Origin of the sequence: Spirillospora sp. NPDC052269 (assembly GCF_040679435.1) — a bacterium.
Classification (GTDB): domain Bacteria; phylum Actinomycetota; class Actinomycetes; order Streptosporangiales; family Streptosporangiaceae; genus Spirillospora.
The window spans coordinates 290,400-303,622 of sequence record NZ_JBFAUU010000001.1 but is presented as its reverse complement, the minus strand read 5'-3'; the positions used below and the strand labels follow the sequence as shown (position 1 = coordinate 303,622).

Annotated in this window: 10 protein-coding genes; 5 read left to right on the top strand and 5 right to left on the bottom strand. The window is 69.4% G+C overall.

What is annotated here, in order from left to right; all coding sequences use genetic code 11:
- The first annotated feature begins 526 nt into the window (after positions 1–526).
- The 5 genes from AB0L06_RS01475 to AB0L06_RS01455 all read left to right on the top strand — a co-directional run bounded on the left by AB0L06_RS01475 (position 527) and on the right by AB0L06_RS01455 (position 6,973).
- A complete protein-coding gene (locus tag AB0L06_RS01475; protein WP_500228926.1) occupies positions 527–1,504 on the top strand; it encodes a replication-relaxation family protein in 978 nt (325 codons plus the stop codon).
- An 81-nt stretch (positions 1,505–1,585) separates the two neighbouring features.
- Positions 1,586–3,694 carry a DUF927 domain-containing protein gene (locus AB0L06_RS01470; protein WP_500228925.1) on the top strand — a complete coding sequence of 703 codons (2,109 nt, stop codon included), beginning with the start codon at positions 1,586–1,588 and terminating at the stop codon, positions 3,692–3,694.
- 414 nt (positions 3,695–4,108) lie between these two features.
- A complete protein-coding gene (locus AB0L06_RS01465; RefSeq protein ID WP_500228924.1) occupies positions 4,109–5,173 on the top strand; it encodes a bifunctional DNA primase/polymerase in 1,065 nt (354 codons plus the stop codon).
- Between the two features lie 101 nt (positions 5,174–5,274).
- On the top strand, positions 5,275–5,493 hold the full coding sequence (locus tag AB0L06_RS01460; RefSeq protein ID WP_500228923.1) for a helix-turn-helix domain-containing protein: 219 nt from the start codon (positions 5,275–5,277) through the stop codon (positions 5,491–5,493).
- A gap of 106 nt (positions 5,494–5,599) precedes the next feature.
- Positions 5,600–6,973, top strand: coding sequence for a tyrosine-type recombinase/integrase (locus tag AB0L06_RS01455; protein ID WP_500228922.1), 1,374 nt, complete (start codon positions 5,600–5,602; stop codon positions 6,971–6,973).
- Positions 6,974–7,080: 107 nt separating this feature from the next.
- Here the strand turns inward: AB0L06_RS01455 and AB0L06_RS01450 are convergent, their stop codons facing one another.
- The 5 genes from AB0L06_RS01450 to AB0L06_RS01430 all read right to left on the bottom strand — a co-directional run bounded on the left by AB0L06_RS01450 (position 7,081) and on the right by AB0L06_RS01430 (position 13,153).
- Entirely contained in the window at positions 7,081–8,055 is a 975-nt protein-coding gene (locus AB0L06_RS01450; RefSeq protein WP_500228921.1) for a helix-turn-helix domain-containing protein, read from the bottom strand.
- A 1-nt stretch (position 8,056) separates the two neighbouring features.
- On the bottom strand, positions 8,057–8,332 hold the full coding sequence (locus AB0L06_RS01445; RefSeq protein ID WP_500228920.1) for a hypothetical protein: 276 nt from the start codon (positions 8,330–8,332) through the stop codon (positions 8,057–8,059).
- A gap of 1,141 nt (positions 8,333–9,473) precedes the next feature.
- The gene (locus tag AB0L06_RS01440; RefSeq protein WP_500228919.1) at positions 9,474–9,779 is read right to left on the bottom strand and encodes a hypothetical protein; all 306 of its coding nucleotides are present in this window, start codon (positions 9,777–9,779) and stop codon (positions 9,474–9,476) included.
- A 366-nt stretch (positions 9,780–10,145) separates the two neighbouring features.
- Positions 10,146–11,009, bottom strand: coding sequence for an acyl-CoA thioesterase II (gene tesB, locus AB0L06_RS01435; protein ID WP_500228918.1), 864 nt, complete (start codon positions 11,007–11,009; stop codon positions 10,146–10,148).
- A 56-nt stretch (positions 11,010–11,065) separates the two neighbouring features.
- A complete protein-coding gene (locus tag AB0L06_RS01430; protein ID WP_500228917.1) occupies positions 11,066–13,153 on the bottom strand; it encodes an ATP-dependent DNA helicase UvrD2 in 2,088 nt (695 codons plus the stop codon).
- Positions 13,154–13,223 lie beyond the last annotated feature (70 nt).

Genomic DNA, 13,223 nt, shown 5'->3' with positions numbered 1-13,223 from the left:
GTGGAGCGCGCGGAAGAAGCACCCCAGTTGTCTTCGCATTTCCGCTGGTTGAAGGACCGTGGCAAGGGGTTGGCAAGGGTGTGTCAAGGGTCCGCTCCTCGCCGAGCTCAGGAGAACCACGGGCGCGTGACGTCCCAGGAGCGCGCTCCTGGTTCGGTGAGGCGCGCTCCTCGGACCGGCGGGAGCGCTCACCTCGGCAGGAGGAGCAATGCGAGGGGGCGCTCCTCGGGAGGTAGGAGCGCCGGGGCGCTCATCGCCGGGGACCAGTCCGGCCCGGGGCAGAAACTCACCAGGATCACCTGTCACCTTCTGGCGAGCCGATGCACCTGTAGTGGGTATGCGAGACGAAACCCGCGGAGCCGAGCCGCTCCGCCGTGCCCACCTGACCGTCGTCGGATCCACTAAACCGCCGCAGACCAGTACCGCTCGCGGTACCGGCGGTGGTGCCGCCGGGGATACCGCAGGCGCTACCGACCCCGATACCAGCCGCAATTCCCGCAGAAGCGGCGTTTCCGCTGGTCACAGCATGCGTGTCAAGGGTACCGAAGGCGGCGACTTCCTTCTCGATCCCGCGATTGGATCGATCAGTCACGGGGGCGCGGGGGCGATGCTGGTGCTCTACCAGTGCCGCATGGCCACCGCCGAACAGCTACGGCGGATCCTCACCCCCACCAGCACCTCATCCCGGTACGTCCGCGCCGAGCTCGGCAAGCTCGCGCGCGCCGGGCTGGTCGGCGCTGTCCGACTGCGCGGCAGAACCCAGGCCAAGGTGTGGTTCCTGACCCGCACCGGAGCGAACGCGGCCGAGGCGGCCTCGGAGATCACCCCGAGGCCGTACCGGATGACGGCGGCCAAAGCTGCGGGCCCCCTGCAGAACCACGCCCTGGCCGTCACCGACGTGCTGGCGGCCCTGCAGTCCTCCGGACAAGCCTCCCTCCTGGACTGCCGGGTGGAGGTCTCCCACGGCCCCGGCAACGCCGTAGACCCGACCGGACTGTCCAGCCGTTCGTTGGTCATCACCGACGCGCTCATCCGCACGTCCCCCGACATGGTCGACAAAGGCGTGCCGCCGGTGCTGTTCGTCGAGGTGGACCGGTCGACCATGAGCGCGTACCGGCTGGCAGACAAGCTGCACGCCTACGCCCGGTATCGCCAGCACCGCCACGCGTCGTCCCGAGCCAGCAGTCCGTCCAGCTGGAGTACCCGCTACCCCTCCAGCGGGTACTGGTTCCCCCCGGTGCTGGTGGTCATCACCGGCCCTGCCGAGCGGGCGGCCCGCCGGATGGACCTGGTGCGGGGCCTGCTGGAGCAGTCCAGGTACAGCGGCTTGAAGAGCGGAGAGGTCGCCGTCGCGGCCGTGCCACACGCGGTCCTGCTGAGCCACCTCGTGCGTGCCGGTGACCTGACCGCGCCGATCTGGATCCCGCTGAACCCGCACGCCCCGGCCGACCCGGTCGCCCTGCCCTACCTGCACGCAGCGGTCCAGCCGCGCGAGCGCATCTGACCGTCCCGCCTCACCCCGCACACGCGTGAAGCCCCCGGGCCTGGGGGCTTCACGCGACACACGCAGCACGAAGGGTCGCACATGACACGTGATCACGACGGTGAAGACGACCGTCGCCGAGACCAGACCGAGGACCCCAGCGACCCCAGCTCCACCGACCACCAGGACCCCTCGGCCGACGCCAAAGGCCGACGCCCGACCAAGCACGACCGGGCCCTAACCCTGCTGACCGAGCACCTGCAGCTGCGGTTCAGCGAGTACGGCTGGCCGTATGCCCGGGTCGGGAACAAGTTGTTCCGGTTCGACCGGGCCGGACGCTCCGACCTGTACGCCGAGGCGCGGCACCTGTGGCGCAAGACCCAGGAGGACCCGCCGCCGGACGAGCGCACCCTCCGCCAGGTCGTCGCCGACCTGCAGCGCGCTGCCCAGGACGCCACCCCCGACGACGCCGCGGCCACCGAGTGGCTGGGCGAGCACGGGGTGGAGGCGCCCCCGGCCGAGTCCGACGCCGAAGGCGGCCTGGCTGCCCTGCTGGAGCTGCCCGGCGCGCCGGTCGACGGCGGCTATGTCATCCCCGACTCCTACACCGTCGCCTCGGATGCGATCTGGCGGTGGCGGATCGACGGTCCGCCCGAACGGGTCGCCTGGGGCCCGGTCTTGGTCACCCGCGTGTTCACCGCCCCCGACGGCGAGGAGCTCGTCGAGCTGGCCTGGTGGCACCGCCACCGCTGGCGCTCGGCGACCGTCCCCCGCGCCATCGCCAAGAGCGGCCGGATGCTCGTCCGCGAGCTCGGCGGGCGCGGGCTCCCGATCACCGAGGCCGACGCCAAGTCCGCCGAACGCTTTCTGGCGGCCGTGGAGACCGCCAACACCGACACCATCCAGGAGGTCACCATCGCGCGCGCACTCGGCTGGCAGGCCGACGGCGAGTTCGTCGCCGCCAGCGGCCAGCCCTACCAGGTCCACGGGGTCGACCACCAGCAGCAGTCGGCCCTGGACGCCCACCGTGAACACGGCTCGCTGACCGGCTGGCAGAACGCCGTCCAGATCACCCGGCGCTACCCGTCCGCGGCCATGGGCGTCTACACCGGACTCGCTGCCTCTCTCCTGCGGATCCTCGGCGTCAGCTCCTTCACCCTCAACTGGGGCGGCACCTCCTCCCGCGGCAAGACCACCGCCGCCCAAGGCGGCCTGTCGCCCTGGGCCGACCCCGACGAGAACAGCGGCGCCATCACCAGCTGGTCCACCAGCAAGGCCTACCGCGAGGCCCGCCTCGCCCTGGCCGGGAACGGCATCCCCGTCCTGTTCGACGAGACCCAGCTAGCGGGCAAGCCCGAGGCCGTCTCCGAGATGCTGTACCAGGTCACCCAGAACCAGGGAAAAGGCCGCATGGGTGACTGGCGCACCTACCGGTGGCGCACCATCCTGCTGTCCACCGGTGAGCGCTCGGCCCTGTCGTTCGCCACCCACCAGGGCATCTCCGCCCGCGTCCTGGACCTGGCCGGGGCACCCTTCGGAAACAGCGAACACTCCGGCCGCGACGCCGAGGCGTTCCGCGAGGGTGTCACCGCCAACTACGGCGTGGCCGGCCCCGCCTTCGTCGCCCGGCTCCGCGAGTACCTGGACACCCACGGCCCCGACAAGCTCCTGACCCGGCACGCCGAACTCACCGCGCTGCACCGCCAGGACGCCACCACCATCGCCCGCCGCCGCGCACCGCTCGTCGCGACCATCCGGCTGGCCGCCGAACTCGCCCACTACTTCGAGATCGTGCCGTTCCCGTCCTTTCCCGACGCCACCTGGCGGACCCTGTTCGTCGCCGACGACCCCCGCGACAACCGCGCCCAGCTCGCCCTGGAGGTCATCAAGGAGTACATCGCCAGCTACTCCGACCGGCTGTACGACTCCGGACGTCCCGTCGCCCCGCCCGGCGGATGGATCGGCGTCCGCACCCAGGTCGGCGACGACACGAACGCCATCGCGCTCCTGCCTCAACGTGTCCACGAAGCCCTGGACCGCGCCGGGTACGTGCTCGAGGCCGTCGTGCAGGGGTGGCGCGAGGCCAAGGCGCTGCACGAGCACCCGCCCGGTTCCAAGCAGCGACCGATCTACCAGATCGCTCGGCGCATCGGCGGGTCCAAGCCCCGCTGCTACGTCTTCCGCGGCGAGTTGTTCAGCGACGACGAGTAGACATCCCCACCCCGTTCGTCCCGTGGAGTCCGGCCGAGGCGCGTACCCCGCGTACCCACATCTACAAGAACTCACATTTATCCAGGTCATACCTGCAAAGAGGTGGGTACGCGGGCCGGGTACGCGCCGGGTACGCACCGCGTCCCCCGATGGGCCTGGGTACGCGCCTTGGCCGGGCCTGGGTACGCGCCATGCGTACCCACCATTTCAGCAGGTCAGGCCCTGTTTTTGGGGTGGGTACGCGCCACTCGAAACACACCCCCTTTACGCGGAAAAAGAGTGGGGATGTCTCCGCGCCCTTCGCACCAGGGCGGCCCGCACTTCCCGGATTTCTTCAGCGGCGCTGTCACTTCCACCGCCCCGCACGCACCTGTCCCCGGTGACCCGCACTCAACCGCCTGGAAGGAGCCCCTGATGGCCGTCACCGAACCGACCGCCGTCCGGCCGGTCCAGCTCGCCCTGAACCTGGCCGCCCTCGGCTGGCACGTCTTCCCCCTGTCCCCCAGCAACAAGCGCCCCCTGGCCAACTGCCTGGACTGCCAGGACAACCCGCACTGCCCCGGCGACGACTACGCCCACTGCCCCTGTCTGCCGGACGGCCAGTGGTGCCACGGCGTCCGAGCCGCCACCACCGACCCCGACCGCATCACCACCTGGTGGCGACGCGCACCCCACGCCGTCCCCGCCATCGCCGCCGGACCGTCCGGCCTCGTCCTCATAGACCTGGACACCCACAGCGACCAACCGCCCGGCGCCCCCGCCACTCAGCTCCTGCCCGGCATCCCGCTGTCCGACGAGCAGGTGCCCGGCGGCTTCGACAGCATCCGCAACGGCATCGACGCCATGCATCTGCTGGCCCGCGTTCGCGGTGGCCGATGCCCCTGGCCGAGCGGACCCGACTACCAGCCCGTCAGCGTCCACACTCCGTCCGGCGGACGCCACCTCTGGTACCGCGCCCCCGACGGCCACCTCCATCAGGCCCTGTCCGCCCTCGGCTGGCAGATCGACATCAAGGCCGGGTGGTCCTACGGCATCGCCCCCGGCGCAACGACGAGCTCCGGGACCTACGCCGTCCACGGCGGATCCCCGCACGCACCCGGCCGAATGCCCGACTGGCTCCTCGAGGAAATCCGCCGTGTCGCAGGCCCGAAGCCCGCTCCGCCACCGCCCACCGTCGTCCCCGCGACACCAGGCCAGGGCAACGCCGCAGGCTATGTCCGCACCGTCCTCGACCGCGGCGCCGCCGAGCTCGCACCCCTCACCGACGGACGCAAGGCCGCACTGTCCGCCCTGGCCTACAAGGTCGGCGGCCTGCTGACCTGGGCGCGGCTCAGCCCCGCCGACGTCGAAGACCAACTCATCTACGCGGGCCTGGCCAGCGGACTCCTCGAACGCCAAGCCCGCCGCATCGTCCACCGCGCCCTGACCAACGGCCTCACCCGACCGCTCCCCGCGCCCCGCGACCGCCAGACCGTGTGAACACCCGAGCAAGCAACCCACCGACTGTGGACGGCCCCGGCAGCGACGCCTGCCAGCAGACCCCGCCGGGGCCGCCACCTCTTGGAAGAGGTATCCCCATCATGACGACGTCTCCCCTGGCCATGCAGGTCAACCCGGAAGAGGGCCTCCCCCTGAACCGGCTCTGGAGCGTGGAGGAGGTCGCCCACTTTCTCCACGTGCCCCTGCAGACCGTCTACGGCTGGCGCCAGAAGAACAAGGGGCCCCGAGGCCGTCGGATCGGCAAGCACATCCGCTACCGCCCCGCGGATGTCCTCGCCTGGCTCGAAGAGCAGACGTGACCTCGCCCCCGCAGCCCCTACCGCCAGCTCCCCGTCACTGACTTATCAAGCCGCTCCGGCCCGCCCCGAACGGGCCGGAGCCCCTCGAAAGCGAGACCACACCACCGTGCGCATCGGCAACGTGCAGTTCTGGAAGACCCAGTTCCGCAAGGGGCGACGCAAGCCCTACCAGGTCCGCTGGACCGTCGACAGCAGGCCCTTCCACCTCTCCTACCTCACCTCCGCACTCGCCGAGCAGTTCAGAAACGACCTGGTCGCGGCGGCCCGCCGCGGGGAGCACTTCGACGTCGACGCCAACGGCCTCCCCCCGTCGATGCGCCCCGAGCTGAAAGCCGTCACGTGGTACGAGTTCGTTCGCTCCTACGCAGCGATGAAGTGGCCCGAGGCGGCGGGCAACAGCCGGCGGAACGCAGCATCCGGCCTCACCCGGATCACGCTGTTCATGCTGTCGTCGCCCTACGAGAAGGCGAACGAAGCGGCTCTGCGCAACGCACTCCGGCACTGGGCTCTTCGTCCCGTCGACGAAGCCGCGATTCCGGCCGAACAGGCCGAGTTGCTGGCGTGGGTTGCGGAGCGGTCGCTACCGATCACCAACTTGAACGAGCTGGACACACTGCGACAGTTGCTGCGCATCCTGGGGACGCTGGACAACGGCTCGATGGCCAAACCCAGCACCCTCGCCCGGCACCGGGCGGTCCTGACGAACGCGTTGAACTACGCGGTCGAGCGAGGGCTGCTGGAGCACAACCCCGTCGACAGACTGGCTTGGCGCCCACCGACCCTGCCGCGCCAGATCGACCCCCGAGTGGTGGCCTCCCCTCGCCAAGTCCGGGACCTGCTCACGGCTGTCACCTACGTGGGCGTCTGGGAAAAGCAGCGTGGACCTCGCCTGGAGGCGTTCTTCGCCTGCATGTACTACGCCGGGCTTCGGCCGGAAGAGGTCGTGGCTCTGCGTGAACAGGACTGCAAGCTGCCAGAGGCTGGCCCTGGCCTTCTCATGCTGTCCAACGCCACGACTCGCGTGGGGGGAGCATGGACCGACGACGGCAAGAAGCACGAGACACGCGGGCTCAAGCATCGCGCAAAGGGAGACGGACGGGACGTGCCGATCCCCCCGAAACTCGTCCGCGCGCTCCACGAGCATATGAGGAAATTCGGGACGGCCAAGGACGGTCGCCTCTTCCCCGGGCCGCAGGGACAGGCTCTGGACTCGACGCGCTACCTAGACACGTGGGCCAAGGCCCGGGAACTGGCCCTGCCGCCCCACCTGGCCTCGTCCCGCCTGGCCGGACGTCCCTACGACTTGAGGCATGCGGCGCTGTCGCTCTGGCTCAACTCGGGCGTTCCCGCACCGGAAGTCGCGCGGCGAGCAGGTAACACCGTGCCGATCCTGCTGCAGACCTACGCCCGATGCATCCACGGCCAAGAGGACACCGACACCCAGCGGATCATCGATGCCCTCGGCGAGGACGACAGCTAATTGTGCCGTCTCATGAGTTTGGGCAACTCCTCCGAGCAAGCGAGAGGGCCCGGCGAAAGCGAACCGGGCCCTCTCACCGCTGAACCAGTCGCTCAGCTACTCAGGGATTACGGCACAGGGTGACTCGGCGGCCGGTCGCCGGAGGTCTCGGGCAGCGCGGCACCGCGCAGAGCCCGACGTCCGACCTTCGCCAGGTTCCGATGCCACTGCTGGTGCCGTGGAACATCGACCATCCAGGCACCGCAGCTTTCACAGACCATGCCGTCAGGAGCGCCAGCGGGCGTGCCGGTGGGTTCCTCATCGGTCGTGTCGACCTGGGAGGGGGTGGGCGCGGGACCTTCGGCGCGCTCGGCTGTCGTGTCGACATGCTCCTTGACGGCGAAGGAGTGCTCGCCGAAGGCGTCGCTGGTGTCGTGCAGGCCGACGGGGTTGCGCTGCTCGAGAGCAAGGAGCCAGCGGCGCCGCCAAATGCCGAACGCCTCCTCGCGGCTAACGCCGAAGCACTCCAGGAGCAACCCCGTCAGTCCCCAGCTGGGCAGCTGCTTGCCGGTAAAGGCTCGGGCGATGGTGGCCTTGGAGACGCCGGTGATCGCGGCCAGCTGAGAGTACGAGCGCTCTCCGCCTCGCCGACGCGCGATGCGGAGCTGGATGGAGAACTCCAGCGTCAGGTCGGCGTCCGGGTCGGGCTGTGGCAGGTCGTCAGAGTCGGTCGGCACGTCCTTCTGGTTCTGTTGGAAGCGTGCGACCGAGACGGCCGTCTGGAACTCGCGGAAGAGCTCCCAGGCGTAGTTGCGCCCGAACCCCGTGGCCGTAATGCGGCTGACTGCGTGCTCCGGCTCGGCGGTGAGAAGAAACTCCAGCCAGGTGATGGGACGGCCCGCGACCGGAGGCTCGTAACTGGCGAGCATCTCCACCAAGCGCATGCCCTTGAGCAGGGCGGACGCGCGCGGCGGGATCATGCCCGTGTGCTGGCAGATCAGCCTGAGGGTTCCCGCCTCGCCATCCTGGGCCGTCAAGACGAAGTACTGGTCGAGCGCAGTGGACCCGGTGAAGCTGAAGGTCGCGGGGTCGACGGCCGTCACGTCACTCCTCCTCCGCATCGGAGGACCGCTTTGCTGTGACCTCGTCGGGCGAGGCGGGAGTGAGCCAGGGCCGCAGGACCGCCTTGCCGATCCTCACCAGCGGGAGGGTGACTCCCCAGCCGCCGGCCGAGGGCGGCATCGCGAGCCGCAGCGCGACGCCGGAGCCAAGCATGAGCAGGAACGCCAGCCCGAAGGCCAGGTACACCGGCTGCCCATGCTTCATGAGGTACACAACGAAGCCGAGGTACATCGAGTGCAGGGCCACCGCGGCGCTCACCCACGGGCCCTTGTTCGCCGAGGCCGGCGGCTTGTTTTTGCTGGTCGGGGGGACGGAATGGAGCACGAGACGCGCCTTTCCGAGTGTCCCTGTCCGGGCTCAGAGTCCGGACAGGGACACCCACATGCTGGTCCAGGTGGAAATTGGGCGCACGTCCCACGTGAAGTCCCCTCGGCGGCAACCGATGGGGCACGCGAGGCATGCGCCTTAAGCCGGCATTGTACGGGCCCCCGAGCGCGAACGCTCGGGACGAGAGAAGCGTGCGAACCGGCGACGGACCACCGTCCCGGGGACGGGGCGACGAAACCCCGGTCGCCGCCGCAGAGATGTGGACTCCGAGTGGAAGATGCCCCGAAGCGTCCGCCCGACTTACGCTCCGCAACCGGTTCAGGTCATAAAAAACGAAGAGGCCCTCCGTTGCCGCGGAGAGCCCCTTCTAATCCCGATGCCCACCTGGACCAACAAGCGGTGATCGGAAAACCACATCTCGCAATGGTAATACAATATTACACTCGGTGGCCGCGTGCCCTCACCAGGACACATGGGCTTCAGAGTGCTGGATACATCATGCGGGTAGCACACCTTTGGGATGCTCATACGAAACGTACTGACACCGAGATGATACCAGTCTGAAACACTTAGATACGTACTGAACCGTACCGTAACGAAAGCGACCGATGCTCTCGACACCTTCAATGCATATTAATAATGACCAAGAAGTGCAAGATGAGTGCATATCAGACTCGATTGTTCTTTCGAATACCGATCGGTATTTCCTGGCATGCCCTTCCGAAAATAAATGCGACCCCGCAGCCAATCATCCCTCTTTCCGACATTTTGCCCATTCTCCTCAGTCGTCCACATACTCTTCCCTGGCATCATTGACAATCCATGTCCAGGAGGGTCGAGCGGCTACTCGGCCTCGTTGCCGAACCGAGTAGCAAGTCCCTTTCAAGATCATCCCCGGCCCGGCAGACAGCGTGAAGTCGCCGTCATGGAGCGACGAAACTAGGATGGGAAGTCTTGTACTTTTCGTCGCCGCGGGGGGCGGTGCGAAGGTGCGACGAAACTCCGCCGTGCCCACCCTCGGAGGCGTTCAATGCCCCAGCCTGACCTGCCGCGATGCCTCAAATGTGGAACGTCACTCACGTACCGCGGCCACGGCCGCCCGCAGAAATTCTGCTCCAAGGGCTGCCGCCAGACCTCCCACCGGGCCCACACCCGCGCGAAGAAGAAGCTCGCCCAGGCCGAACAGGTCCAGGAAGACGCAGCTAAGCAGGCCCAGGAACTCACCCATGCCGCTGCCGCCGTCGTAGCCGCCGCGGCCACCCAACCGGTCTCCCCTCAGTGGGGCGCCGCCCTGCTGGACGCGGCCGAAGAGCTCCAGCGGCGGGCGGCCCACTTCGTGATGTTGGCGAGCAACCACATCGACCTCATGAAGGCCCACCAGGAGAACCTCTCCATAGCCCACGGGCCCCCACCCCAGTCACAGACTGACGGCAACAGCGCACCCCCGCCGAAACCCTCGCCCTGAGTACCTGGGGCAGGGCGTCTCGTGGCCTACCTCGGAATGATCAGGGCCGTGGCACCAACCTCATGAGACGGCACAGCTAATGGTCTAGACCATTAACCAAGGTCGGCACACTTCTGGCACAGAAGTGTTGGTGATCGTCGCGGAACGACGACGAACGACCGGTTGTGTCAGCAATGGCCGAACCGGCCCGTCCGCTCCGATGTACACGGGTCGGTCGCCGGGGCGAGCGGGGCGCTGAGTTTGATCTCCGCCAGGCTCAGCGCCTCACGTTTCTGCAGGTCAGGCGTCCGTGACGCGGATCAGGCCTTCCTGCATCACGGAGGCTACGAGGTCGCCTTCGCGGGTGAAGATTTGGCCTCTTGCCAGGCCTCTCGCGCCGCCGGCGAAGGGGGTGTCTTGGTAGTAGAGGAGCCAGTCGTCGGTTCTGAAGGGCTTGTGGAACCACATGGCGTGGTCCAGGGAGGCGCCCATGGTGCGCTTGTCGCCCCAGGCCAGGCCGTGGTTGAGGAGGACGGTGTCCAGGAGGGTCATGTCCGAGGCGTAGGTCATGAGGCAGACGTGGAGGAGGGGGTCCTCGGGGAGGTCGTCGTCGACCTTGAGCCAGACCTTGGACTCGGGGGTGGCCAGGGTGGTGTCCTTGGCGGCCTCCCAGGTCAGGGGGGTCGCGTGGCGGACGTCGAAGGGGCGGCGGTTGACGAACTCCTCGGCGGCGCGCTCGCCGAAGACCGGGATGAGGCGGTCCAGGGCGGTGGGGAGGGACTCGGGGTCCGGGGCGTCCGGCATGGGCGCGTGGTGGGTCGGGCCGGCCTCGGTGATCTGGAAGGACGCGGAGAGGCTGAAGATCGCCTTGCCGTGCTGGATGGCGAGGACGCGCCGGGTGGTGAAGGAGCGGCCGTCGCGGACGCGGTCGACCTGGTAGACGATCGGCACGGACGGGTCGCCCGGGCGGATGAAGTAGGCGTGCAGGGAGTGCACGGCGCGGGTCGGCGGGACGGTGCGTCCGGCGGCGACGAGGGCCTGGCCGGCGACCTGGCCGCCGAACACCCGCTGCTGCCGGTCCTCGGGGCTGCGACCCCGGAAGATGTCGTTCTCGATCTGCTCCAGATCGAGGATGTCCAGCAGCGCCTTCACTGATTCCTTCACGCGGATCAGTGTCCCAAACGCGGGCGTGTGAGCGGGCTCTCACCCCCGCCGATCGGTCAACGGCCGTTGAGCAGGGACAACACGTCCTGGCCGAAGCGGTCGAGCTTGACGCGGCCGACGCCGGGGATCTGCGCCAGTTCGTCCAGGGAGGACGGGGCGCGCTCGGCGATGGCCTGGAGGGTGGAGTCGGTGAAGACCACGAAGGCGGGTTCGCGGCGCTCCTCGGCGGTGCGGGCGCGCCAGTCCTTGAGCGCGAGGAGGACCTCCTCGTTCAGCTCGGCCGGGCAGTCCTCGCAGCGGCCGAGCTTCTGCTCGATCGCGGCGGTGAGCGGACGGCCGCAGACCCGGCACGGCCGCGGGCCCGAACGGCGGTTGCGGCGGGACGCGGCGCGGTCGACGCGGGCGGGCATGGGGGTGCCGGTCTTGCTGGTCAGGCCGTCCAGGAAGCGGGACGGCTGCCTGTAGCGCTCGCCGCCGGGGTCGCGGGACAGCGCCCACGACAGGTGCAGGTGCGCGCGGGCCCGGGTGACGCCGACGTAGAGGAGGCGGCGTTCCTCCTCGATCTGCTCGGGCGTCTCGGCGTACTTGATCGGCATCATGCCGTCGGTCAGGCCGATGAGGAAGACCGCGTCCCACTCCAGGCCCTTGGTGGCGTGCAGGGACGCGAGGGTGACGCCCTCCAGGGTCGGCGCGTGCTGCGCGGCGGCGCGTTCCTCGAGCTCGGCGACGAAGTCGGGAAGGCCGGCGGACGGGTTGTCGACCGCCATGTCCTCGGCGAGCTGGGCGAGGGCGGCGAGGGACTCCCAGCGGGACCGCGCCGCGCCCGCGCCGTCGGGCGGGGCGTCGGTGAGGCCCGCGCCCATCAGGACGTGCCGGACGGTCTGGATCAGCCCGAGGCCGTCCAGTTCGGCGTCTCCCCCGGCGCGCGCGGCGCCGCGGAGGCGGACGACGGCCTCCCGCACCTCGGGACGCTCGAAGAACCGCTCGGCGCCGCGCACGACGTACGGGACGCCCGCGTCGCTCAGCGCCTCCTCGATGCGGGCCGACTGCGCGTTGATCCGGAACAGGATCGCGATCTCGCGGGCCGGGACGCCCTCCTCGATGAGCTTGCGGCAGCGCTGCGCGACGTCGGCGACCTCGGACGTGTCGTCCCCGTACTCGCTGAAGACCGGGTCCGGGCCGTCCTCGCGCTGGGCGATCAGTTCGAGCTTGTGGCGCTTTGCGGCGTCGCCCCGGGCCCGTCCGATCACGTCGTTGGCGAGCTTCACGACCTGCGGCGTCGAACGGTAGTCGCGGACGAGCCGGACGACCTTCGCCGCGTCGTACCGCTTGGTGAAGTCGAGCAGGTAGGACGAGGTCGCGCCGGTGAAGGAGTAGATCGTCTGGTTCGGGTCGCCGACGACGCAGAGGTCGTCGCGGTCGCCGAGCCAGGTGTCCAGGAGCATCCGCTGCAGGGGGTTGACGTCCTGGAACTCGTCCACCACGAAGAACCGGTACTGGTCGCGGACCTGGCGGAGCACCTGCGGCTCGTCGTGCAGGACGGCGACGGTCAGCTCGAGCATGCCCTCGAAGTCGAGCAGGTTGCGCTCGCGGCGCAGCCGGTCGTACTCGGCGTAGACGCGGGCGACCTCGACCACGTCGGTGGACGGCTTGCGGCCCGCGCGGGACGCGGCGTCCATGTAGTCCTCGGGCCGGTGCTGGGTGACCTTGGCCCACTCGATCTCGGAGGCGATGTCGCGCAGCCGGGACGGGTCGGACTCGCGGATGCCGCACTCGCGCGCCGCGTCCCGGACCAGCCCGAGCTTGGACTCGATGATCTTCGGCGGGTCGCCGCCGACCACCTTCGGCCAGAAGTAGGACAGCTGCCGCAGCGCGGCGGCGTGGAAGGTGCGGGCCTGCACGCCGGGCGCGCCGAGCGCGCGCAGCCGGGACCGCAGCTCGCCCGCGGCGCGTGTGGTGAACGTCACGGCGAGGACCCGCTGCGGGGTGACGACGCCGGTCAGCGTCGCGTACGCGATCCGGTGCGTGATCGCCCGGGTCTTGCCCGTGCCCGCGCCCGCCAGCACGCACACCGGGCCGCGCGTCGCCTCCGCCACCGCCCGCTGCTCGGGGTCCAGCCCCGCCAGCACCGCCTCCGCCTGCATCCCCCCATGGTGTCAGGCCGGACGGAATGCTCGGGGACGTCCGCGTGTTGATGTCCTGGAACGATCGTCC